Source organism: Bradyrhizobium sp. HKCCYLRH2015 (assembly GCF_051168215.1).
GTDB lineage: Bacteria > Pseudomonadota > Alphaproteobacteria > Rhizobiales > Xanthobacteraceae > Bradyrhizobium.
The window spans coordinates 273,584-295,678 of sequence record NZ_JBNPUO010000012.1 but is presented as its reverse complement, the minus strand read 5'-3'; the positions used below and the strand labels follow the sequence as shown (position 1 = coordinate 295,678).

Here is a 22,095-nt window from a genome sequence, read left to right as displayed (position 1 = left end):
TGATCAGGGCCGCCGCGCGCGGGCCGAGATGGCGATCATGCGCTGGGCGATGATGCCGTAGACCTTGCGCCAGGCCTGCTCGACCTCATCATTCCATTGCGGACCAAGTCCCTTGGCGAGGGTCCACAGCAGCGCTTCGCCGACCACCGGATAGTGCTCCGGCCTGACGCCATAGCGCGCATGATTGCGGCCGAGGATGTCGGTGCTGGACAACAGACCAGTCGTCTGATCGAGGCTGCCGACGAGGACCGCCAGGGTCGCGATGAAGTCCCGTTTCAGCACGTCCATGTCGGCGGGAAACATCGTCCGACATTCCGGCGCGAGCTCGAAGATGCGGTCATAGAACGTCGTCGTCATCTGTGTAGCATTGGCAAATACCAAGTCGAACGACGACCTGACGTGCACGATCTCATCAGCAGTCAACATGCGCAAGTCCAATTCGAAACAATTCCAATCAGGGCCCGACCAGTGGAGCTCGACGTGGTGGTGTCGCGGCGGCGCGAACGGGTTCAAGATTATAAGAAACAGACGATCGCGCCCTGAGGTACTTGTCAAAGGCGCGGCACCGTGCCGCAGCATTGTGGAGCGGCTTGTGATCCGGCCGCGACGGTTGCTGACCGCCCCAGTGATCGGAGACGGTAACGGCAACACATATGACGGCCATCGTGCTTCTCGCAGGGCATCGGAGGACGCCGACGCGCCGGCCGCCGCCCTCGAAACAGGCAGGAAATCCCTGGCCTGACCAACGTTCGGATCGGTCCCCGCGCGATCAGTTCGGCCGGATCGCCGGTGCCGACGGGTATCGCATCAGCAGCGCCTCGCCGAGCACGTTCTGCTGATCGTCGGGAATCGCGAACCGGACGCTGAAGCCGTCGGGCGTTGCGAGCGTGATGATGCGCTTCGTCGAATCCGTCGACTGCTCGATGGTCCAGGACGCCAGCGGATAGGCGTAGCGCAGTGCCTGGTCGCCATAACGCGTACGCAGCGCCAGCTCGAGGAGGCCGGGCAGCGTCATGACCAACGCGCCGGCCTGGCTGACCGAGAGGCTGAGCGCCGCCGCATTGCCGGCCGCGTCCTCGAACCCGAGCGAGATCGTCTCACCGTCGTCGACGACCTCACAGACCGTCAGCGCCTTGGCCCGCAGCTCCATGATGGCTCCACATCAATTCACCGTTATTTCCGTATGACTATAGCGAAAAATGCCATCGCGTCCAGCGCGGCAGCGGAAATGCCGCGGTGGCGTTGCTGTATTCATCGTGATATAGCGTCAGATATAACGTGGCCGAAGTGCCACATCTTGCAGGGAGAGTCATGCCGATGAGCGACTATCATCTCTTGATCGGCGGCACGCTGGTGCCGGGCGCCGCGATCATGCCGGTGATCAATCCGGCGACCGAGGAGGTGCTCGCGCAGTGTCCGCGGGCCTCCGAAACCCAGCTCGACCAGGCGGTCGCCGCCGCCAAGGCGGCCTTCCCCGCCTGGGCCGCGACTGCGATGGAGGAGCGTCGCCGGCTCATTGGCAAGATGGCCGACATCATCGAAGCCAATTCGGGCGAGTTGGCCCGGATCCTGACCAGCGAACAGGGCAAGCCGCTCACCGACGCCACCGGCGAGGTGCTCGGCATGGCCGCGTTCTTCCGCTATCTCGCGACGCTCGAGCTGCCGATGCGCGTGATCGAGAGTTCGGGCGACCGCCAGGTCGAAGCCTATCGCCGTCCACTCGGGGTGGTCGGCGCCATCATTCCCTGGAACTATCCGCTGCTGATCCTGGGCTTCAAGCTGCCGCCTGCCCTGCTCGCCGGCAACACGCTGGTGGTCAAGCCGGCCCCGACCACGCCGCTCTCGACCCTGAAATTCGCCGAGCTGGTCAAGGACGTGCTGCCGGCCGGCGTGCTCAACGTGATCACCGACGCCAACGATCTCGGCGACCGCATGACCGGGCATCCGGACATCCGCAAGATCTCGTTCACCGGCTCGACCGCGACGGGACAGAAGGTGATGGCCAGTGCCGCGCAGACCTTGAAGCGGATCACGCTCGAACTCGGCGGCAACGACGCCGGCATCGTGCTCGACGACGTCGATCCGAAGACCGTCGCGCCCGGTATCTTCGAGGGCGCCTTCCAGAACTCCGGGCAGGTCTGCCTAGCGATCAAGCGGCTCTACGTGCACGAGAGCGTCTATGATGACATCTGCAACGAGCTGGTCGCGATCGCCAAGAACACCGTGGTCGACGACGGCTCCAAACAGGGCACCAAGCTCGGGCCGCTGCAGAACAGGATGCAATACGAGAAAGTGAAGGCGTTCCTCGACGACGCGCACAAGAATGGCAAGGTCATCGCCGGAGGTGCTGCGATGGATCGTCCCGGCTACTTCATCGAGCCGACGATCGTGCGCGACATCAAGGAAGGCTCGAAGCTGGTCGACGAGGAGCAGTTCGGACCGGTGCTGCCGGTGATCAAATACTCCGACCCGAGCGACGTCATCCGCCGCGCCAACGGCACCAGCTACGGCCTGGGCGCATCGGTCTGGTCGTCCGATCCGAAACGCGCGCATGAGATCGCCACCCAGATCGAGGCCGGCACGGTGTGGATCAACAAGCACCTGGACATGGCGCCGCACATCCCGTTCGGCGGCGCCAAGCAGTCGGGCATCGGCACCGAGTTCGCCGAGGAAGGCCTCGCCGAGTTCACCCAGCTGCAGATCATCAACGGACCGGGCCTCACGGCCTGAGCCACATGAAGGCCGCGGACAGTTGTCCGCGGCCTTCCCGCAAACGGGTCCACCGTCATTTTCACTCCGGAGCGCGTGATGTTCGACGCCGAATGCGACCTCGCTGCCCTGGTGTATGATCAGGGCGACGAGCCGGATCAGCTGTTACGAGAGTTCGCAGACCGTCTTCGGGCTCGCGGCGTTCGTGCCGTCGGACTGGTGCAGCGTGTCCAGCGCTCTCTCGACGCGCACGAGATCGCGGCGACGCTGGTGCACAGCGGTGTCGAGATTTCTCTGCTGCAGCGGCTTGGGCGCCAAGCCGGCGGCTGCCGCCTCGACGTCGGCCAATTGCTGCAGGCGGGCTCAGCAGTGGCGGGGGCGCTGAGCGAGGGCGCCGATCTTCTCATCGTCAACCGCTTCGGCCGCCAGGAAAGCGAAGGCGGAGGCCTGACCTATCTGATCGAGCAGGCACTGGCCGCGGATGTCCCTGTCCTGATCGCCGTCCCCTGCTTCAGGTTCGCCGAGTGGATCAACTTCGCGCAGGGCATGAGCGTGAGGCTGCCCTGCACGCGTCGCGCGCTGGACCAGTGGTGGTGGAGCGTGTCGCGGCGCTGCGCCGTATTCGACAAGAATCGACCCACGATCTGCGAGCTTCTCAAATGATCGCGGCTGCCGTTCACCGGCAACCTGGCGCTGCGATCAATCGGGCCAGGCCGCAGTCGGCGCGATTATGCCGAAACTTTGTGCATTGTCGGAAACCCTGCAAACCGCTCGGGTGAAGCTATATGATTCTCGATATAGCTAATTGAAATACCAAGGGATTTTCTCTGACTGGATGGACCCGCGGGATCGGCGCGATCGATGTTCGCGCATGACAGCGTGGGCCAACCTGCTCCGCAGACGATTGTCGGGGCCACGAACGGTCGTGTATTCCACGGGCAATATGCGATCGATAGCCGGCCATTGAGCCGGCTGCCAGGACATCTCAGGGAAACGGTCAGGAGCGGGTGGACGGCGCAGCCAATCCGGCACGCCGGCCGGACATCCACGAGGAAAGGAACGTTTTTCAATGGCAACCACGACGACCGGGCTCGAGCAGCTTCTGATGCAGCGCTCGCTCACCGACGCCCAGTTGATTGCGGCGGCGGAAACGGCGGCTGACTTCCGCATCCTTCCCGACGCCACCGTGATCAAGATCGGCGGCCAGAGCATGATCGATCGCGGCCGTGCCGCCGTCTATCCGCTGGTCGAGGAGATCGTCGCCGCCCGCAAGGCGCACAAGATGCTGATCGGGACCGGTGCCGGCACCCGCGCGCGCCACCTCTATTCGATCGCCGCCGGACTGAATCTGCCGGCCGGCGTGCTGTCGCAGCTCGGCGCCTCCGTTGCCGACCAGAACGCGGCAATGCTGGGCCAGTTGCTCGCCAAGCACGGCATCTCGGCGGTGGAAGGCGCGGGTCTTTCCGCCGTGCCGCTCTATCTCGCCGAGGTCGCCGCGGTCGTCTTCAGCGGCATGCCGCCCTACGGCCTGTGGATGCGCCCTTCGGCCGATGGTGTCATCCCGCCCTACCGCACCGACGCCGGCTGCTTCCTGGTCGCCGAGCAGTTCGGCTGCAAGGCGATGATCTACGTGAAGGACGAGAACGGCCTCTACACCGCCAATCCGAAGACCGAAAAGAATGCCACCTTCATTCCCAAGATCTCGGTGCCCGAGATGAAGGCCAAGGGTCTGGCGGACTCCATCCTGGAGTTCCCGATGCTCGACCTGCTCGAAGCCTCGCGACACGTCCGCGAGGTCCAGATCGTCAACGGACTCGTGCCCGGCAATCTGACCCGTGCGCTCGCCGGCGAGCATGTCGGCACCATCATCACCGCGAGCTGAGGGCCCCACCGCCATGGCTGACACCAACACCATCAAGCACGTCGCCTCGCCGCTCGCGCGCCAGACGCTGCTCGACGACAAGCTCACCCGTCCTGTCGCCGGCAAACGCCCTATCGCGCTGCTGCCCTGGCTGCAGGTCGTCAAGATCGGCGGCCGCGCGATCATGGACCGCGGCGCCGAGGCAATCCTGCCGCTGGTCGCGGAGATCAGGAAGCTGCTGCCGGAGCACCGCCTGCTGATCCTCACCGGCGCAGGTATCCGCGCCCGACATCTCTACGGCGTCGGCCTCGATCTCGGCCTGCCGGTCGGCTCGCTCGCACCGCTCGCCGCCAGCGAGGCCGGCCAGAACGGCCACATCCTGGCGGCGCTGCTGGCCTGCGAAGGCGTGTCCTACATCGAGCATCCGACGATCGCCAACCAGCTCGCGATTCATCTCACCGCGGCACGCGCAGTGGTCGGCAGTGCCTTCCCGCCCTATCACCACCACGAATTCCCGACCTCGCGCATTCCGACGCATCGGGCCGACACCGGCGCCTTCCTGATCGCCGATGCGCTCGGCGCCGCGGGACTGACGATCGTCGAGGACGTCGATGGCGTCTACACGGTCGACCCGAACGGGCCGGACGCGGCAAAAGCAAGACTGCTGGGTCAGACCAGCTTCGATGCGTTGGCCAGGCAGGACGGCACGCTGCCGTTCGACCGCACGCTGCTCGAGGTGATGGCCAACGCACGCCACATCTCGCAGGTCCAGGTCGTCAACGGCCTAGTGCCGGGACGGCTGACGGCGGCGCTGCGTGGCCACCACGTCGGCTCGATCATCACGACCGGCGCCAAGGCCGACTGATCCGTTGGATCGCGCAGACGACCGCCGATGCGAATGGCGGCCGTCCGCGTCAACCGACGCCTGGCTCACACCGCAAGATTCATCCAGACGGCCTTCGGCTCTGTGAAATTGTCCAGAGCGGCCGTGCCATGCTCGCGGCCCAGTCCCGAGTCGCGATCGCCACCCCACGGCAACCGCACATCGGTGTAGCCATAGGTGTTGATCCACACCGTGCCCGCGCGCAGCCGCTTGGCGAGGCGCTGGACGCGGCCGATGTCGCGGCTCCAGACGCCGGCGGCCAGGCTGTAGGCGGTGCCGTTGGCCATGCGCAGCGCGTCGGCCTCGTCCCTGAACTTGATCACGCTGACGACCGGTCCGAAAATCTCCTCCTGGGAGATCCGCATCTCGTGCGTGACGCCGGCGAATACGGCGGGGCTGACGAAGTAGCCACGCGGTGCGGCACGCGCCCCGCCGGTCACCAGCGAAGCGCCCTCGTTGCGGCCGATCTCGACATAATCGAGGATCGTCTTCATCTGCCGCTCGGAGATGACGGGTCCGAGCGAGGTGGCACGATCGAGCGGATCGCCGATCCGTAAGCCCCTCGCCCGCTCGGTCAGGCGCTCGACAACCTCGTCATAGACACGCTCCTGCACCAGCACGCGCGAGCCGGCCGAGCACACCTGCCCCGTGTTGAAGAAGATGCCGCTGGCCGCGGCCTTCGCAGCCGCCTCGATGTTCGCATCATCGAAGATGACGTTGGCAGACTTGCCGCCGAGCTCAAGCGACACCCGTTTGAAGTTGCCGGCCGCGCCCTTCATGATGCCGCGGCCGACGCCGGGCGAGCCGGTGAACGTAACCTTGTCGACATCGGGATGATTGACCAGCGCCTCGCCGACCGTGCGCCCGGGACCGGTCACGATGTTGAGAACGCCGGGCGGCAGACCGGCTTCGAGCGCGAGATCGCCGATCCGCAGCGCCGACAGCGAGGTCAGCTCGGCGGGCTTCATCACGACGGTGCAGCCGCAGGCCAGCGCCGGCGCGAGCTTCCACATCCCGATCATCAGCGGGAAGTTCCACGGCACGATCGCAGCGACGACGCCGACGGGCTCGAGCACCGTGTAGGTCAGGGCATCGTCGCGCGTGGACACGACCTCACCGCTGATCTTGTCGGCCCAGCCGGCGTAATATGTGAGTGTATCGATCGCTGCGGGCAGATCCTGGCGCAGCACGGCCGCAACCGGCTTGCCGGCATCGAGGCTTTCTAGCTCGACGATCTCGTCGGCATGATCACGCAGCAGCTGCGCCCATCTCAGCAGGATCGCGCCACGCTCCGCTGCGCGCATCGTGCGCCACGGCCCTTCGAAAGCACGCCGCGCCGCTGCGACGGCACGGTCGACATCCTCGGCGTTGCCCTCGGCGATCGTCGCGATCGGCTGCTCGGTGGCAGGATTGAACGACACGAACGAGCGCCCCGAGACGGAGGGAACGTGCCGGCCGTCGACCAGGAGCTGCAGCGGCTTCGCCAGATAGCGCGACGCGCTGGAGCCGCGTTCGTAGTCATATGCAATGGACATCATATTTCCTCCGCTTCTTGTATGCCAGCGTAGGAGCAAATATGAGTTCGTAAATATGATATCTGTTGCCTATGGCGGGCCATCATATGAAGCCGACTTCACAAGCAGGTCCGATGCTGCGCATCGCGATCGAACCCGTCTGGCGCTTCCACTGGGATGACGGACCGCAGAGCATCGTCGTGATGCTCAGCGTGCTCAGCGAAATCAGGAAAACCGGCAAGATCACCAGCGCGGCCCATGACGCGCACCTCTCCTATCGTCATGTCTGGAATCTGATCGAGCAATGGTCCGCATTCTTCGGCGTGCCGCTGGTGGAGACCCAGCGCGGCAAAGGATCGAAGCTCACGGCGTTCGGCGACAAGCTGGTCTGGGCCGGCGAGCGCATGCAGGCCCGTCTCGGCCCGCAGCTCGACAATCTGGCGCAGGAGCTGGTGACCGAGATCAAGCCGTTCCTGCAGCCGCATCCCACCGTAGTCCGCGTGCATGCAAGCCACGGCTTCGCCGTCGCCAAGTTGCGCGAGCTGCTCGATCGCGAGCCGGGCGTCGGCGTCGATCTGCGCTATGTCAGCAGCCAGCATTCGCTGGTGTCGCTCGCGCAAGGCGCCTGCGACCTGTCCGGTCTGCATCTGCCGCGCGGCGAACTGCGCGCACAGAGCATCCAGGCTTGCCGGGATTGGCTCGATCCCCGGCAGGACTGCGTCATCAGCTTCGTGACCCGCGAGATGGGATTGATGGTCAAGCGCGGCAATCCGCTGTCGATCCGATCATTGGCGGACATCGCGGATGGCAAGATTCGCTTCGTCAACCGCGATCATGATTCAGGCACCCGCCTGCTGTTCGATCAATTGCTCGCTTCGCACGGATTGGACGAGGCGCGCATCAATGGCGCGCAGCAGATCGAGTTCACCCACGCTGCCGTCGCGGCCTATGTCGCGAGCGACATGGCCGACGCCTGCTTCGGCGTCGAGGCGGCTGCGCGGCAGTTCGGGCTGGACTTCATCCGTATCCTGACCGAGGACTACTTCTTCGCCTGCCATCAGTCGTTTCTCGAGAGCGATCCGATGCGGCGCATCCTCGATGTGATGAAGGGCGACGACTTCCATTGCGCCATCGCCGCCCTGCCCGGCTATCAGCCGGCCGACACGGGCTCGGTTCACACCGTGCGCGAGTTCCTCGATCGGCTCGACGCCGAAGCCTGACGGCGCGTGCGGTCGGATCCGCTGGCGCAGACGACCGCTACGGCAGATCGACGCCCCGCGCCGGCACCGGCTCCAGCTGGCCCTGACGCTGCAGCGCGCGGCCACGCCAGATCGAGCCGGCGAGCAGCACCACGCCGGCGCCGATCAGCGACATCAGCGTCTCCATGACATCGACATGGCTCGCGAGAGTGGTCTTGCCGGCGAGCAGCGCCGAGGTCGCCTCGATGTTGATGACGACGGTGCCGTCGAGCAGATGGTGCAGCATCGGCTCGATCGCGGGATCGGTCGCGATCACCTCGCCGGCCACCCAGCCGAGCAGCATCGCGCCGAGCCAGACCAGCAGCGGGAAGCGATCGAGCACCAGCATGATCAGCGCGGCACCCGCGATGATCAGCGGGATGCTCATGGCGAGGCCGATGATCAGCAGCGACGCCTGGCCGTTCGCGGCCGCAGCCACCGCGATCACGTTGTCGAGGCTCATCACGAGGTCGGCGAGCGCGACGATGCGGACCGCATGCCACAGCGTCGTGCCGGCGGCGATCTCGTCGTTCTCGTCTTCGGGCACCAGCAGCTTGGCAGCGATCACGAGCAGCGCCAGCCCACCGACCAGCTTCAGGTACGGCAACGCCATCAGGGTGGCGACGATGCCGGTAAAGGCGATGCGCAGCGCGACGGCAATGCCGGAGCCGGCGACCATGCCCCAGAAGCGATGCTTGCCGTGCAGGCCGCGGCAGGCGAGCGCGATGACCAGCGCATTGTCGCCCGACAACAGCACGTTGATCCAGACGATCTTGCCGAGCGCGAGCCAGAAGCCCGGGCTCTGCAGGTCGGCCTCGAATTGAGCGAGCATGTGGCCGAAGCTGGCGGAATCGGCGAGTTGCGATAGCCAGTTCACGGCCGGGCCTTTCAGACAAGTTCAGCGTAGAACACGAAGGTCGTGCGGCGGAGGGCGCCCTCCGCCGCACGAGGATCGATCAACCGACGATCTCGTTGCCGGAGAAGAACTGCGCGATCTCGATCGCAGCCGTTTCCGCCGCGTCGGAACCGTGCACCGAGTTCTCGCCGATCGACTTCGCATGCAGCTTGCGGATGGTGCCGTCGGCCGCCTTCGACGGATCGGTGGCGCCCATCACGTCGCGGTACTTCAGGATGGCGCCCTCGCCCTCGAGCACCTGGACCACGACCGGCCCGGAGATCATGAAATCGACCAGTTCGCCGAAGAACGGCCGCGCCTTGTGCACGGCATAGAAGGTCTCGGCCTGATCGCGCGTCATGCGGATGCGCTTCTGGGCCACGATGCGCAGGCCGGCCTTCTCGATCAGCGCGTTGATCGCGCCGGTGAGATTACGCTCGGTCGCGTCGGGCTTGATGATCGAAAAGGTGCGCTCAATCGCCATGATGTCGTCCTTGGAGGTGCGGGATTTGGGTGAGTTGCGGGCTTATATCGACGCGATCGGCCGACGGCAAGCGACCGGGACCCTGCCGGAGGCGGGACGCCTTACGACAATTTCACGATTCTGAACATAGTCTGAAGGGTCCGTGCCACCCGTGTTCAGCTCAGGGGCCTTAAGGTCGTGGCTATCGGGCGGGGACGAGCCAGCAGCACGACCGGTGGCCGCCCTCTCCCAGCCTCATCCGTCGGACAATTTCGGCGCCACCAGCGCTGTCATCCAGGAGACGATCATGTTGCGCAAACTCTCCCTCATCGCGGCGGCCGCAATTGCCCTCGGCGCAGCCGCCCTCGCCCCGACCGCCGCCTCGGCTCATTGGCACGGCGGCTGGCATGGGGGCGGTTGGCACGGCGGCTATGGCGGATGGCACCGTCCGTTCTACGGCCCGCGCTTCTTCGTCGGCGGCCCGGTCTACAGCTACGGCTATGGCGGCTGCTACGTGCGCCGCGTGGTTCCGACCCCGTGGGGACCGCGCTGGCGGTTGATCAACCGCTGCTATTGATACGAGCCTCGGCGCGGCACCCGCCCCCCGCCGCACCGAACTCGCATTGCCCCGGCGTCTCCCCCACGCCGGGGCTTTTTTTGTGCACTTTCAACCTCATTTCGGGGTATTCCGGTCGGGAGCCGGAAACAAATCGAGCGGCCACGACTTGTTACAGCATCGTCCTGCAACTGCCCGTGGAATACCGTCATGTCTGGCCGCACCGCCGATTTCAGCGACGCGCTCGATCGCAAGACCAGCCGGTCGATCTGCGAGGCGGTCGGCGAGCGCCTGCAACGCAGCCTGCCGCCGGACGGCTCTCACCTGCCAGCTCCCCTCGCGGAGCTGATGAACGAATTGCGCAAGCGCGACGAGGCCGGGACGAGCCGATCCGGCCGCTGAGACGCGACAAAGCGGTTGCCTTTGGCCGCGCGCGCGGTGACAAGGCGCGCATGCTTTCCATCACCGACATCTCCATCCGCCTCGCCGGACGGCTTCTCATCGACCAGAGCTCGGTGCAGATTCCGCCCGGCGCCCGCGTCGGACTGGTCGGCCGCAACGGCACCGGCAAGTCGACCCTGTTCAAGGCGATCCGCGGCGAACTGTCGCTGGAGACCGGCAGCATCAGCGTGCCACCGCGGTGGCGCATCGGCAGCCTGGCCCAGGAAGCCCCGAGCGGGCCCGAAAGCCTGATCGAGGTGGTTCTCCGGGCCGACCTCGAGCGGCACGCGCTGCTGCACGAGGCCGAGACGGCCCATGACGCAGACCGTATCGCCGAGATCCAGACCCGCCTCGTCGACATCGACGCGCATTCGGCGCCAGCGCGCGCGGCCGCGATTCTCAGCGGCCTCGGATTTTCCGCCACGGACCAGGCGCGGGCCTGCGCCGAATTCTCCGGCGGCTGGCGCATGCGGGTTGCGCTGGCGGCCACGCTGTTCGCCGCGCCAGACCTGCTCCTGCTGGACGAGCCGACCAACTATCTCGACCTCGAGGGCACGCTGTGGCTCGAGGATCACCTGGCGCACTATCCGCGCACGGTGATCGTGATCAGCCATGACCGCGATCTCCTGGAGACCTCCGTCGACCAGATCCTGCATCTCGACCGTTGCAAGCTGACGCTATATCGCGGCAGCTACTCCTCCTACGAAGAACAGCGCGCCACGCGCGAGATGCTCGATGCCAAGGCGGTCAAGCGCCAGGAAGCGGAGCGTGCGCGGCTGCAGGCCTTTGTCGAGCGCTTCAAGGCCAAGGCCTCGAAGGCGCGCCAGGCGCAGTCCCGCGTCAAGATGCTGGAGCGGATGAAGCCGATCACCGCGCTCGTCACCCAGGACGTGCACGAGATCACATTCCCCGCACCGGAGCGACTGCTGTCGCCGCCGATCATCGCGGTCGACAACGCTTCCGTCGGCTACGACCCCGCGCAACCGGTGCTCAACCGCGTCACCCTACGCATCGACAATGACGACCGCGTCGCATTGCTCGGCGCCAACGGCAACGGCAAGTCCACGCTGGTGAAGCTGCTCGCCGGCCGGCTCGCGCCATTCTCCGGCAAGGTCACGCGCGCCGACAAGCTGTCGATCGCCTATTTCGCCCAGCACCAGCTCGATGAGCTGGACGAGACCGGATCGCCGTATAGTCACGTGCGCAAGCTGATGGGCGATGCGCCGGAATCGAAAGTGCGCGCGCGCGCCGGCGCGATCGGGTTTTCCGGCAAGGCGGCGGACACGCTGGTGAAGAGCCTGTCGGGCGGCGAGAAGGCGCGGCTGCTGCTCGGGCTCGCGACCTTCTTCGGCCCGAACATGATCATCCTGGACGAGCCGACCAACCATCTCGACATCGACAGCCGCGCCGCGCTCGCCGAGGCCATCAACGACTTTCCCGGCGCCGTGATCATGGTGTCGCACGACCGCTATCTGATCGAGGCCTGCGCCGACCGTCTCTGGGTCGTCGCCGACCGCACCGTGAAGACCTATGATGGCGACCTCGATGACTACAGGCGCATGGTGCTGTCGTCGCGCAGCGGTGCCGGCACGCGAGACACCGAACGTCCGCAGGGGACCGCCGAGAAGACCGAGCGGCCCCGCAGCGACAACCGGCGGAGCGGGCTGAAGCAGAGGATCACCGCGGCCGAGGCCGAGATCGCGCGGATCACCGAGATCATCGCCAAGATCGACGGCGCACTGGCGCTGCCCGACATCTTCACGCGCGACCCGAAGCAGGCGGCGCAACTGTCGAAGGCGCGCGCCAATGCCGCCGACGCGCTGGCGCGCGCCGAGGAGCAATGGCTGGAGGCCAGCACGCTGTATGACGAGGCGGGGAGCTGAAGCGCCCCGAGCCTCGGATCGGGCATTCGGCGGAAAGTCGCAGACAACTCGGCTTTCGCGGAATGCCCTCGCGCTCAGCGGCTCGCGCGGATGAATGCGTGGTCGGCGCGAGCGGCCGGATCAGTTGGTCCGCTGAAACAGGTCCGCACCCGGCAGGTTGCCGAGATCGCCGTTGGGCTGAATGTAGAAGAGATTCCAATTCGTCCGGAGTAGATTGCCGCCGACCTGGCCTCTCCACCGCGTGATCGAATTGCACTGAGCAAACGTCACGACCAGCATGACGGCGCTGCCGGCCGATCTGCCGGATACCGGATAGGGGATACCCTGGCACGCAAATCCTGGCGCGTTGTTGGTGAATTGTCCTCGCACCTGTCCATCGGTGACTGACCAGATCTCGAGCACCGAGCCTCGTTGATTTGTCCATCTCGACGGCGCCGGCAGAACGTCGGCACGCGCAGCAATCGACGAAACTACGACAATCATCGCTGCAAAAAGATACTTGCTGAAGAACCACTTCATGGCGCGCCTCGCTATGCCCGGAGCTGGAGGTAGCAATGATGCCTACATACATCCATAAGCTGGAAAGCGCCATTGTGGCAGGTTCAAAATTGCTCTACTTTCGGTAGACAACGTTGATGTTGAGGTTCGATTGAAGCGATTTCAGGAGGACGAAACATGAACAAGCAGCTCTACGCTCGACTTGACGGCCTGCTCTACGACGTCTGCGTCAAGGCGGGTCAGAAGGTGCAGACCGGTGAGGTCCTCTACGTCATCGAGGCGGCCAAATCACAGCTGTCGGTGAAAGCTCCCTATTCCGGGACAATCAGTCAGGTCCGGCGCGGTGCGGGCGAGACGTTGAGCGCGACCGATGTCGTCATGGAGTTGGATGCGGAGGACGCAGCGGCCTGATCAGTCGCTCAAGTCCGGGGTTCGCTGCAGACGGATCGGCGAGGACGCGCCGTTGTAGACCGTCGCTCGAGCCAGCACGCGCTCGGCCTCTACGGGCGGCCAGGATTTTTCGATCTTGGGTCGTTTCCTGTCGAAGGCGCATTGCAGCTCCTCCGGCAGGTCGGACCAGAAGGGCACGAAGGACAACACGATCAAGGCGCGGTCTTCGCTCGAATTGTTGGCATGGGATGCATGCAGAAGCCTGCCGTCGCGAACGATCAGATCCCCCCTCCGAACGGTCACATCGACTTCGTCGCGTCGTGTGGAAACCAGCACGTCGTCGACAGGCAGAATCCGATCGGGATGGGTCGGCCGGTCCTTGATCAAGGCATGGAGATCGTTCTTGCGCCGATGGCTGCCGGGAAGCACGCGCAAGCATCCGTTCGCGGCGCTCGTGTCGGTCAAGTAGTACATGAAGTAGAGAATTGGAGGCGTGGCGGCGTAGCTCGCAGCGCTCGACCAGCCCCACCAATCCTGGTGCCAGTGCAGCCTCGGACATCCGGCCGGCTTGGAGATCAGGAAGCCGGCAAAAAAGCGCGCATCCGGGTATCCGGCGCGCTCCAACAGTTCATACTGTGCATCGAACAGAATGATAGGCGCGAAATCGACCGAAGAGCCGACTGAGACAACGGATCCGAGATGAGGCTCCGCGATCGCCTCACGACCGGCTCGCGACTTGATTCGATCGCCGGCCTCGAGCAACGCGCGAGGAAGAAAACCACGGCGCACCGCATACCCGGCCTCCTCCAACTCGCGACGGAGGCCGGTGATTTGCATGGCCGCCTCCTCCGTCAGGTCGCCCGCTTCTTCGCCTTGGGCTTCGCCACCTTCGGCGCCGGTCCCGGATCGGGCGCCCGCTCGACCGAGGTCAGGCGGCCGGAGCTGAACGTGTAGACGCCGGCGCGCGCGCCGCGCAGCCAGGTCACGGTGGCCACGCGCTCGCCGCCATTGCTCGAGATGTTGACGTTGTCGGGTGCACCGATGCCGCGCACCACGTCGCATTCGGTATGACCGAGCGCAACGGTGCCGCCGACAGCCGGCGCGGCCGTGGCGGGATCATTCGCCAGCGCGTTCGCGCCCGCAGCACCGGCCGCAGGCGCCATGCCCGGGCATGCGCCTTCGGCGCTCACAAGATCCTCAGCGGAGACCGGCTTGTCCGGCGTCAGCGGCGGCGCGTCGATCGAGATGTTTTTGATGAACAGGCGCTGCGGCCGGTTGAACCACTCGGCGTCCTTGGACAGGAAATCGGGCGTGCTCGAGCATCCGGCGACGACCGGGGCAAGCACAAGGAACGCCAGAGCGCGCGTCAGCTGTTTGGTGTGGTCTCGCACGATGAACCTTGCTGAATTGCAACCTGTGGACACTCTAACGTGTTGTCCCAACATCACTTTGCGGCACGTTCGTGGCTTTGCCAACGCTCTGCCGGCAAATCGGCAGATTATCATTAATCACGCGGCGCTGCCATCATCGGCGCTTCACGGGCTTCCGTATCACTGTCGGCGCTGCCAGCGGCCCCGTTCATCCGCCTGCCAGTAGGTGACCTCGAATCCCCGCGATTTGCAATCGGTCCACGCCGATCTCGCAGCCGCGAGCGCGTCCGGATCATCCCCATTGAACACGAGCACCATGCGCTCGTAGCTGTGCGAGTCCGCTGGCAGCGGCGCGTTATCCACCAGGAACCGGACGTTCGCGCGGTTGGGATTGCTTTCTTCCACCGCGAGCACGATCGGCTGGTCGGCCACGTCGGCCACCCGCCAGGTGGCGTGCGGCAGAAACGAATCGTCGCGATAGGTCCACAGATGCGCATCGAGCGCATCCGCACGCTCTTCGGACGTCGACTGCACCACGACGCGCCAACCGCGCTCGAGCGACTTCTCGAGCAGCGGCGGCAGCACGCCTTCCAGGGTCATGTTCTGCAGATGGTAGAACAGGACTTCAGTCATCGCCCGACGTCACGCCTTGGCGCCGGATTTGGCTTCAGCCTTTTCAGCCTTGGAGTCGGATTTGGATTCGTAGGAATCCCACACCAGCCGATCGAGCAGCCGGACGCCGTAGCCCGATCCCCAGCTCTGGTTGATCTCCGATTTCGGCGCGCCCATCGCGGTGCCGGCGATATCGAGATGCGCCCACGGCGTGTCGTTGACGAAGCGCTGCAGGAATTGCGCGGCGGTGATCGAGCCGCCATGGCGTCCGCCGGTATTCTTCATGTCGGCGAACTGCGAATCGATCAGCTTGTCGTATTCGTGGCCGAGCGGCATCCGCCACACCTTCTCACCCGTCTCCTGCCCCGCCTTGAGCAGCTTGTCGGCGAGATCATCATTGTTGGTGAAGAGACCGGCATGCTCGGTGCCCAGCGCGACCATGATCGCGCCGGTCAGGGTCGCCAGGTCGATCATGAATTTCGGCTTGAACTTGGTCGCGACGTACCAGAGCACGTCGGCGAGCACGAGGCGGCCCTCCGCATCGGTGTTGATGATCTCGATGGTCTGGCCCGACATCGAGGTCACGATGTCGCCCGGACGCTGGGCGTTGCCGTCCGGCATGTTCTCGACGAGGCCGATCGCGCCGATCACGTTGGCCTTGGCCTTGCGGGCGGCGAGCGCATGCATCAGGCCGACCACGCAGGCCGCGCCGCCCATGTCGCCCTTCATGTCCTCCATCGAGCCGGCCGGCTTGATCGAGATGCCGCCGGTGTCGAAGCACACGCCTTTGCCGATGAACGCGACCGGCTGCTCGCCGCGCTTGCCGCCATTGTAGTGCATCACGACGGTGCGGCTCGGCCGTGCCGAGCCCTGGCCGACGCCGAGCAGCGCGCCCATCCCGAGTTTCTTCATCGCGGGCACGTCGAGGATCTCGACGGTGACGCCGAGCTTGCGCAAGGCGGCAGCGCGCTTGGCGAACTCCTCCGGGTAGAGCACGTTCGGCGGCTCGTTGACGAGATCGCGCGCCAGTATCACCCCGTCGGTCACGTGGGATCGCGGCGCGAAAGCCTTCTTGGCCGCCGCGACGTCCGGCACGGCGATCGAGACATTGGCGCTGACGGCGCCTTCCTCGTCCTTCTTCTTGGTCTTGTAACGGTCGAACCGATAGGCCCGCAGCCGAATGCCGGCGGCCAGCGAGCTGACCTGATCCGGCAACAGCGGTCCCGAAGGCAGCTCGGCGAGCACCGTCACCGCTTCAGTTCCGGCGTTCAGCTTTCCGGCTAAAGTCCCGCCGTATTTGAGGAAATCCTTGTCCTTGAGGTCCGAGCCCTTGCCGATGCCGATGACGATCAAGCGCTGAATCTTGATTCCCTCTGGAGCCAGCAGGTCCAGCACCGCGCCATCCTTGCCCTTGAACCGGGCCGCACCGGCCGCGCGCTTGACGAGGTCCGAGGCTCCCCCGAGCACCTTGTCGGTCGCGCCTCCAAGTCGCAGGGTGTCATCGCAGAACGCCACCACGATGCCGCGCGGGGCGGTCGACAGCGGGACGAAGCCGACCTTGACGGCGTCGGACATCAAGCAATCCTCCAAATTTCGACGTGATGAGCAGCCACGTCCGACCGAAAACCTCAACGGCCAGACCAGGATGGCGGCAGTTCGGAACCCAACTTGGCAGCAGTATGGCCTGCCCGGGCCCGGGCTGCCAAGGGTCGCGTGGCGGACCGGTCACAATGATGAAATTTTAACCGTATTTTCGTGGCGCCATGCCACAGCCATTTTGTCGACGGATCAAAGGGATGGTACAGATATTCACCGCCTTCGGAACGTGACGGCGACTGCAGCCTTGGGGGGCCCGTTGCGAGGGTTGGCTGCAGCGCGCGTTCCGGCACAGATGACTGGGGATCGAGCGCAGACGATGGGGTCCATCGACAGGTACATCTTTCGCACGACGCTGGCGTCGTTCGCGTTGGTCCTGGTCAGCCTCACCGGCGTGATCTGGATTACGCAGGCGCTGCGCGGCATCGACCTGATGACCAGCCAGGGCCAGACGATCCTGACCTTCCTTGGCATCACCGGCCTCGTGATTCCCTCCCTGCTCGGCGTCATCGCGCCGATCGCGCTGATGATCGCGGTCTCGCACACGCTGAACAAGCTTGCGACCGATTCGGAGATCATCGTCATGAACGCGGCCGGCATGTCGCCGATCCGGCTGTTCGTGCCGTTCGCCTATGCCACCTGCGCGGTGGCCGTGCTGGTGACGCTGATCGCCGCCTTCTTCGCCCCCGACGGCCTGCGCCGGATCAAGCAGTGGGATGCCGAGATCACCGCCGACGTGCTCGCCAACATCCTGCAGCCCGGGCGGTTCGCGCAGCTCGACCAGAACCTGACCATCCGGATCCGCGAGCGCCAACCCGGCGGCGAGCTGTCCGGCATCCTGATCGACGACCGCCGCGATCCCAAGGAGCGAATCACGATCATCGCCGAGAAGGGCACCGTCGTGAAGAATGCCGACGGCTCGTTCCTGGTGCTCGAGGACGGCAATCTGGAACGCTTCGAGCTCGGCAAGCGCGAGCCGGCGATGGTCGCGTTCGCCCGCTACGCCTTCGACATGTCGAAGTTTTCGAACCAGGGCCGCGACGTCACGCTCGGCATTCGCGAGCGCTATCTGTGGGAGTTGATGGCGCCCGCCGAGAACGATCCGATCTACAAGCAGATCCCCGGACAGTTCCGCCAGGAATTGCACGACCGCTTCCTGGCGCCGATCTATCCGTTCGCCTTCGCGGCCCTCACCTTCGCATTCCTGGGCGCGCCGCGGACGACACGCCAGAGCCGCAACTTCTCGTTCGGCAGCGCCATTCTCGCCGTGTTCGGCGTGCGCATGGCGGGCTTCGCCTGCTCGGTCATGACCGTGAAGACGCCGATGGCGGCGCTGGTGCAGTACCTCATGCTGTTCGGCGTGCTCGGCCTCAGCATCTGGATCATCATCGGCGGCGTGGTGGTCGAGCCGCCGGCGCGGCTGATGGAAGCCATCAACCGCTCGAACGCGCGGATCGCACGGCTGTTCGGGAGGCCGGCCACCGCATGAGCATGGTCACCAACACGCTCGGGCGCTATTTCGCCGGCCGCTTCCTGGTCTCGGCGGTCGGCGTGTTCGCGAGCATCTTCATCCTGCTCGTGCTCGTCGACTACATCGAGATGGTGCGCAAGACCTCCGGACTTGCCTCCGCTTCGGCGCTGATGGTGGCGGAGACGTCGCTGTTCCGGGTGCCGCAATTGCTCGAGAAGATGATGCCGTTCTGCGTCCTGATCGGCGCCATGACCTGCTATCTCGCGCTGTCGCGCCGACTCGAACTCGTGGTGGCGCGCGCAGCCGGGGTCTCCGCCTGGCAGTTCATCGCGCCGGCGCTGGCAAGCGCCATCGTGCTCGGGCTGATGGCCACGACCCTCTACAATCCGATGTCGGCCAATCTGCGCGAGCTCTCCAAGCGGATGGAGGCCGAGCTGTTCGGCGCAGCGCCGGGCGGCGGCGTGCAGGATGCGGCCGGCTTCTGGCTCAACCAGATCAACCCCGACGGCTCGGTCATCATCAATGCCGCGCGCAGCGAGCAGCAGGGCGTCCGCCTGACCGGACTGACCCTGTTCCGTTTTGATACGGACAAGCACTTCAAGGAACGAATCGAAGCGCGCGAGGCGACCCTGGAAGAAGGCCGGTGGGTCTTCCGGTCCGTGCGCCGATTCTCCCTCGATGCCCCACCGGTCGACGAACCGACGTACATTCTTCCGACCAGCCTGACGCCGGCGCAGGTCCGAAACAGCTTCTCCACCCCCGAAACTGTGTCGTTTTGGCAACTGCCGACATACATCCGTTCGTCGGAGAGCTCAGGCTTCGCGACCGCGGGGTACCGACTGCAGTATCATAAGCTGATCGCGCAGCCGTTTTTGCTGGCTGCGATGGTCATGCTGGCTGCGTCCGTGTCGCTCAGGTTCTTCCGAATGGGTGGCGTACAGAAAATGGTTTTGAGTGGCGTGGGCGCCGGGTTTCTGCTCTACGTTCTGTCGAAAGTAACTGAAGATTTGAGCAAGGCTGAGTTGATGAATCCGATCGCTGCGGCGTGGCTGCCGGTGTTCGTCGGCGGCCTCACCGGTTTCATGGCTTTGCTCTACCAGGAGGACGGCTAGTGTCGTTCGTTGCCGTCCGTCAGACAGCGCTCGCCGCGCTTCGGCAGCACGCCGTTGCTCGCGCCGGTTGCGCGCGCGTGCGTCGCGCCGGGTCTGGCGTACTTGGATTCGTTCTGGCCTGCGGGCTCGGCCTGATGGTTGCTGCTGCGACCGCGGTCGTGGCGCCGACCCCTGCCGTCGCGCAGGGCTTCACCTACAATCCGCGCCCGCCCAAGCCGCCGCCGCCGCGCGTCGCCAACGACAACCAGATGCTGGTGCAGGCAACGGAGGTCGATTACGACTACAATAACTCGCGCGTGTCGGCGGTCGGCAACGTGCAGCTGTTCTACAACGGCACTTCGGTCGAGGCCGACCGGGTGATCTACGACCAGAAGACCAAGCGCCTGCATGCGGAAGGCAACATCCGCATGACCGACGCCGACGGCAAGATCACCTACGCCAACAGCCTCGATCTGGCGGACAATTATCGCGACGGCTTCGTCGATTCGCTGCGCGTCGAGACCGAGGATCAGACGCGGATGGCGGCGACTCGCGCCGACCGCTCCAAGGGCAATTACACCGTCTTCGAGAACGGCGTGTACACCGCCTGCGCGCCGTGCAAGGACGATCCGAAGAAGCCGCCGTTGTGGCAGGTCAAGGGTGCTCGCATCATCCACGACCAGACCGAGAAGATGCTGTATTTCGAGAACGCTCAGCTCGAGTTCTTCGGCGTTCCCCTGGCCTACATCCCCTACTTCTCGACACCCGACCCGACCGTGAAGCGCAAGAGCGGCTTCCTGATGCCCGGCGTCACCCAGACCGGCGGCTACGGCTTCGGCGTCGACATCCCCTATTACTGGGCGATCGCGCCGGATTACGACGCGACCTTCACACCGCGCATCACCTCCAAGCAGGGTGTGCTGCTGCAGACCGAGTTCCGCCAGCGCCTCAGCAATGGCGGCTATCAGGTGCGCCTGTACGGCATCGATCAGCTCGACCGCAAGGCCTTCGCCGGCCAGCCGGGCGATCGCCAGTTCCGCGGCGGCGTCGACACCAAGGGTCAGTTCGCGCTCAACGACAAATGGGTCTGGGGCTGGGACGGCATCCTGCTGTCCGACTACATGTTCCTGTCGGATTACCGGCTGGCGCAGTATCGCGATCCGTTCAACTCGTTCATGAGCCTCCCGACCGAGGCGATCTCGCAGCTTTACTTGACCGGCGTCGGCAGCCGCAGCTTCTTCGACGTCCGGGCGATCCACTATCTGAGCTTCTCGGGCAACCAGCAGACCGTGCCGGTGGTCTATCCGGTGCTGGATTACTCGAACGTGCTGAACTATCCCGTGTTCGGCGGCGAGTTCAGCTACAAGACCAACTTCGTCAATCTGAGCCGCCAGACGGCCGTGTTCGACCCGATCACGACCACGGCCAACACCGCCGGGCTGTGCACGACGGTGTCTGCCGATCCGCGGGCGCGCCTGCCCACCCAGTGCCTGCTGCGCGCCACGCCCGGCACTTACACCCGCCTGACCGCGCAGGCGGAGTGGCGGCGGTCGTTCACGGATCCCTACGGCCAGATCTGGACGCCGTTCGCGATCCTGCGCGCAGACGCGATCAACGCCAACGTCTCGAACCAGCCGGGCGTGGGCAACTTCCTGCAGACCGGGGACACCCAGGCGCTGCGCCTGATGCCGACGGTCGGCCTGGAATATCGCTATCCGTTCATCAACGTTCAGCCATGGGGCACGACGACGATCGAGCCGATCGCGCAAGTGATCATCCGGCCGAACGAGACCTATGCCGGCCGGCTGCCGAACGAGGACGCCCAGAGCATGGTGTTCGACGCCAGCAACCTGTTCAGCGTCGACAAGTTCTCCGGCTATGACCGCGTCGAGGGCGGCGGCCGCGCCAATGTCGGTGTCCAGGCCACCACGCAGTTCGACCGCGGCGGCACCATCAACGTGCTGTTCGGCCAGTCCTACCACCTGTTCGGGATGAACTCGTTCGCGGTGCAGGACGCCAACAACACCGCGATCGGTTCCGGCCTGGACAAGAACGCCTCGGACTACGTGGCGCGCGTCGACTATTCGCCGAACCGCACCTACACGTTCAGCATGCGCAGCCGGTTTGACCAGCAGACCCTGAACATCCAGCGCTTCGAGGCGGAAGCCAAGGCGAACTTCGATCGTTGGTCGGTGGCCCTGACCTACGGCAACTATGCCGCCGATCCGGCGCTCGGCTACCTCGACCGTCGCGAGGGCATCCTCGGCAGCGGCTCGGTCAAGGTGGCGCCGAACTGGGTCGTCACGGGTGCGGCGCGCTGGGATCTGGCAGCCAACAAGATCAACCAGTATGTGATCGGCGCCGGCTATGTGGACGATTGTTTCGTGCTGGCCGCCAACTATGTAACGTCGTATAATTATACGGCGGGCACCACTCCCCCCGTTCTGAGCCATGCCTATATGCTCCAGATCGGACTCCGGACGCTGGCCAATTCCTCGTCCACGGGAACCGGGGCTGGGGGCCTGCAGTAGCGCGCGCCAGTCTCCGACGGGCCGCTCCGTGGGGGTCGAAAGTCCCTCGTTGGGAGCCGTGGCGCCGCTTCCAGTTGGATCAATAGCGACAAC

General features: G+C 65.2%; 22 protein-coding genes. 12 read left to right on the top strand and 10 right to left on the bottom strand.

The genetic code is table 11. The features are described from left to right. Positions 1 to 3: 3 nt before the first annotated feature. Both ACQR1H_RS29535 and ACQR1H_RS29530 read right to left on the bottom strand, forming a co-directional pair. Entirely contained in the window at positions 4 to 426 is a 423-nt protein-coding gene (locus tag ACQR1H_RS29535; protein WP_315800274.1) for a globin family protein, read from the bottom strand. Positions 427 to 769: 343 nt separating this feature from the next. Next, a complete protein-coding gene (locus ACQR1H_RS29530) occupies positions 770 to 1,150 on the bottom strand; it encodes a hypothetical protein (protein WP_315800275.1) in 381 nt (126 codons plus the stop codon). A gap of 167 nt (positions 1,151 to 1,317) precedes the next feature. Here ACQR1H_RS29530 and ACQR1H_RS29525 point away from each other — a divergent pair, with 167 nt between their 5' ends. From ACQR1H_RS29525 to ACQR1H_RS29510, 4 genes are all read left to right on the top strand, one after another. Next, positions 1,318 to 2,730 carry an aldehyde dehydrogenase family protein gene (locus tag ACQR1H_RS29525; protein ID WP_434908593.1) on the top strand — a complete coding sequence of 471 codons (1,413 nt, stop codon included), beginning with the start codon at positions 1,318 to 1,320 and terminating at the stop codon, positions 2,728 to 2,730. A 78-nt stretch (positions 2,731 to 2,808) separates the two neighbouring features. Next, entirely contained in the window at positions 2,809 to 3,372 is a 564-nt protein-coding gene (locus ACQR1H_RS29520; protein ID WP_434840014.1) for a DUF2478 domain-containing protein, read from the top strand. A gap of 406 nt (positions 3,373 to 3,778) precedes the next feature. Beyond that, positions 3,779 to 4,591, top strand: a complete 813-nt coding sequence (locus ACQR1H_RS29515; protein WP_434908592.1) for a uridine kinase — start codon at positions 3,779 to 3,781, stop codon at positions 4,589 to 4,591. Positions 4,592 to 4,604: 13 nt separating this feature from the next. Then, positions 4,605 to 5,435 (top strand): molybdenum storage protein subunit alpha, encoded by an 831-nt coding sequence (locus ACQR1H_RS29510; protein WP_315800279.1) that lies wholly within the window; start codon positions 4,605 to 4,607, stop codon positions 5,433 to 5,435. A 65-nt stretch (positions 5,436 to 5,500) separates the two neighbouring features. On the opposite strand, the gene ACQR1H_RS29505 is transcribed toward ACQR1H_RS29510, so the two are convergent. Next, on the bottom strand, positions 5,501 to 6,988 hold the full coding sequence (locus tag ACQR1H_RS29505) for an aldehyde dehydrogenase family protein (RefSeq protein WP_315800443.1): 1,488 nt from the start codon (positions 6,986 to 6,988) through the stop codon (positions 5,501 to 5,503). 113 nt (positions 6,989 to 7,101) lie between these two features. Between ACQR1H_RS29505 and ACQR1H_RS29500 the strand changes: the two genes are divergently transcribed. Continuing rightward, complete coding sequence (locus ACQR1H_RS29500) at positions 7,102 to 8,187, top strand: substrate-binding domain-containing protein (protein WP_315800280.1); 1,086 nt, start codon at positions 7,102 to 7,104, stop codon at positions 8,185 to 8,187. A 37-nt stretch (positions 8,188 to 8,224) separates the two neighbouring features. Here ACQR1H_RS29500 and ACQR1H_RS29495 read toward each other — a convergent pair whose 3' ends face one another. Together ACQR1H_RS29495 and ndk are read right to left on the bottom strand one after the other, a co-directional pair. After that, positions 8,225 to 9,082, bottom strand: a complete 858-nt coding sequence (locus ACQR1H_RS29495; protein WP_315800281.1) for a TerC family protein — start codon at positions 9,080 to 9,082, stop codon at positions 8,225 to 8,227. 79 nt (positions 9,083 to 9,161) lie between these two features. Further along, positions 9,162 to 9,584 (bottom strand): nucleoside-diphosphate kinase, encoded by a 423-nt coding sequence (gene ndk, locus ACQR1H_RS29490; RefSeq protein ID WP_315712380.1) that lies wholly within the window; start codon positions 9,582 to 9,584, stop codon positions 9,162 to 9,164. A gap of 286 nt (positions 9,585 to 9,870) precedes the next feature. Between ndk and ACQR1H_RS29485 the strand changes: the two genes are divergently transcribed. The 3 genes from ACQR1H_RS29485 (at position 9,871) to ACQR1H_RS29475 (ending at position 12,443) form a co-directional block, all read left to right on the top strand. Then, a complete protein-coding gene (locus tag ACQR1H_RS29485) occupies positions 9,871 to 10,140 on the top strand; it encodes a sulfur globule protein precursor (RefSeq protein ID WP_315800444.1) in 270 nt (89 codons plus the stop codon). A gap of 189 nt (positions 10,141 to 10,329) precedes the next feature. After that, entirely contained in the window at positions 10,330 to 10,521 is a 192-nt protein-coding gene (locus tag ACQR1H_RS29480) for a hypothetical protein (protein ID WP_315800282.1), read from the top strand. A 50-nt stretch (positions 10,522 to 10,571) separates the two neighbouring features. Further along, positions 10,572 to 12,443 carry an ABC-F family ATP-binding cassette domain-containing protein gene (locus ACQR1H_RS29475; protein ID WP_434908591.1) on the top strand — a complete coding sequence of 624 codons (1,872 nt, stop codon included), beginning with the start codon at positions 10,572 to 10,574 and terminating at the stop codon, positions 12,441 to 12,443. 120 nt (positions 12,444 to 12,563) lie between these two features. Here ACQR1H_RS29475 and ACQR1H_RS29470 read toward each other — a convergent pair whose 3' ends face one another. Then, a complete protein-coding gene (locus ACQR1H_RS29470) occupies positions 12,564 to 12,962 on the bottom strand; it encodes an avidin/streptavidin family protein (protein ID WP_315800284.1) in 399 nt (132 codons plus the stop codon). A 156-nt stretch (positions 12,963 to 13,118) separates the two neighbouring features. On the opposite strand from ACQR1H_RS29470, the gene ACQR1H_RS29465 reads away from it, so the two are divergent. Beyond that, a complete protein-coding gene (locus ACQR1H_RS29465; protein ID WP_315800285.1) occupies positions 13,119 to 13,352 on the top strand; it encodes an acetyl-CoA carboxylase biotin carboxyl carrier protein subunit in 234 nt (77 codons plus the stop codon). On the opposite strand, the gene ACQR1H_RS29460 is transcribed toward ACQR1H_RS29465, so the two are convergent. The 4 genes from ACQR1H_RS29460 to ACQR1H_RS29445 form a co-directional block, all read right to left on the bottom strand. Next, complete coding sequence (locus ACQR1H_RS29460) at positions 13,353 to 14,168, bottom strand: phytanoyl-CoA dioxygenase family protein (protein ID WP_434845871.1); 816 nt, start codon at positions 14,166 to 14,168, stop codon at positions 13,353 to 13,355. 14 nt (positions 14,169 to 14,182) lie between these two features. Further along, complete coding sequence (locus ACQR1H_RS29455; RefSeq protein WP_315800445.1) at positions 14,183 to 14,677, bottom strand: hypothetical protein; 495 nt, start codon at positions 14,675 to 14,677, stop codon at positions 14,183 to 14,185. 204 nt (positions 14,678 to 14,881) lie between these two features. Continuing rightward, positions 14,882 to 15,334, bottom strand: coding sequence for a DNA polymerase III subunit chi (locus tag ACQR1H_RS29450; protein ID WP_315800287.1), 453 nt, complete (start codon positions 15,332 to 15,334; stop codon positions 14,882 to 14,884). Between the two features lie 9 nt (positions 15,335 to 15,343). Continuing rightward, the gene (locus ACQR1H_RS29445) at positions 15,344 to 16,888 is read right to left on the bottom strand and encodes a leucyl aminopeptidase (protein WP_434908590.1); all 1,545 of its coding nucleotides are present in this window, start codon (positions 16,886 to 16,888) and stop codon (positions 15,344 to 15,346) included. A gap of 340 nt (positions 16,889 to 17,228) precedes the next feature. On the opposite strand from ACQR1H_RS29445, the gene lptF reads away from it, so the two are divergent. From lptF to ACQR1H_RS29430, 3 genes are read left to right on the top strand one after another with little or no spacing between them, the layout of a single operon-like run. Beyond that, on the top strand, positions 17,229 to 18,398 hold the full coding sequence (gene lptF / locus ACQR1H_RS29440) for an LPS export ABC transporter permease LptF (protein WP_315800289.1): 1,170 nt from the start codon (positions 17,229 to 17,231) through the stop codon (positions 18,396 to 18,398). After that, positions 18,395 to 19,492, top strand: coding sequence for an LPS export ABC transporter permease LptG (gene lptG, locus ACQR1H_RS29435; protein ID WP_316180909.1), 1,098 nt, complete (start codon positions 18,395 to 18,397; stop codon positions 19,490 to 19,492). Before lptF ends, lptG begins: the two co-directional genes overlap by 4 nt. Next, entirely contained in the window at positions 19,492 to 22,002 is a 2,511-nt protein-coding gene (locus tag ACQR1H_RS29430; protein ID WP_434908589.1) for an LPS-assembly protein LptD, read from the top strand. Before lptG ends, ACQR1H_RS29430 begins: the two co-directional genes overlap by 1 nt. The last annotated feature ends 93 nt before the right edge of the window (positions 22,003 to 22,095 follow it).

Coding starts and splice junctions, on each gene's coding strand:
- ACQR1H_RS29535 (WP_315800274.1), bottom strand. CDS start 426: ATGTTGACTGCTGATGAGATCGTGCACGTCAGGTCGTCGTTCGACTTG.
- ACQR1H_RS29530 (WP_315800275.1), bottom strand. CDS start 1,150: ATGGAGCTGCGGGCCAAGGCGCTGACGGTCTGTGAGGTCGTCGACGAC.
- ACQR1H_RS29525 (WP_434908593.1), top strand. CDS start 1,318: ATGAGCGACTATCATCTCTTGATCGGCGGCACGCTGGTGCCGGGCGCC.
- ACQR1H_RS29520 (WP_434840014.1), top strand. CDS start 2,809: ATGTTCGACGCCGAATGCGACCTCGCTGCCCTGGTGTATGATCAGGGC.
- ACQR1H_RS29515 (WP_434908592.1), top strand. CDS start 3,779: ATGGCAACCACGACGACCGGGCTCGAGCAGCTTCTGATGCAGCGCTCG.
- ACQR1H_RS29510 (WP_315800279.1), top strand. CDS start 4,605: ATGGCTGACACCAACACCATCAAGCACGTCGCCTCGCCGCTCGCGCGC.
- ACQR1H_RS29505 (WP_315800443.1), bottom strand. CDS start 6,988: ATGTCCATTGCATATGACTACGAACGCGGCTCCAGCGCGTCGCGCTAT.
- ACQR1H_RS29500 (WP_315800280.1), top strand. CDS start 7,102: ATGCTGCGCATCGCGATCGAACCCGTCTGGCGCTTCCACTGGGATGAC.
- ndk (WP_315712380.1), bottom strand. CDS start 9,584: ATGGCGATTGAGCGCACCTTTTCGATCATCAAGCCCGACGCGACCGAG.
- ACQR1H_RS29485 (WP_315800444.1), top strand. CDS start 9,871: ATGTTGCGCAAACTCTCCCTCATCGCGGCGGCCGCAATTGCCCTCGGC.
- ACQR1H_RS29480 (WP_315800282.1), top strand. CDS start 10,330: ATGTCTGGCCGCACCGCCGATTTCAGCGACGCGCTCGATCGCAAGACC.
- ACQR1H_RS29475 (WP_434908591.1), top strand. CDS start 10,572: ATGCTTTCCATCACCGACATCTCCATCCGCCTCGCCGGACGGCTTCTC.
- ACQR1H_RS29470 (WP_315800284.1), bottom strand. CDS start 12,962: ATGAAGTGGTTCTTCAGCAAGTATCTTTTTGCAGCGATGATTGTCGTA.
- ACQR1H_RS29465 (WP_315800285.1), top strand. CDS start 13,119: ATGAACAAGCAGCTCTACGCTCGACTTGACGGCCTGCTCTACGACGTC.
- ACQR1H_RS29460 (WP_434845871.1), bottom strand. CDS start 14,168: ATGCAAATCACCGGCCTCCGTCGCGAGTTGGAGGAGGCCGGGTATGCG.
- ACQR1H_RS29450 (WP_315800287.1), bottom strand. CDS start 15,334: ATGACTGAAGTCCTGTTCTACCATCTGCAGAACATGACCCTGGAAGGC.
- ACQR1H_RS29445 (WP_434908590.1), bottom strand. CDS start 16,888: ATGTCCGACGCCGTCAAGGTCGGCTTCGTCCCGCTGTCGACCGCCCCG.
- lptF (WP_315800289.1), top strand. CDS start 17,229: ATGGGGTCCATCGACAGGTACATCTTTCGCACGACGCTGGCGTCGTTC.
- lptG (WP_316180909.1), top strand. CDS start 18,395: ATGAGCATGGTCACCAACACGCTCGGGCGCTATTTCGCCGGCCGCTTC.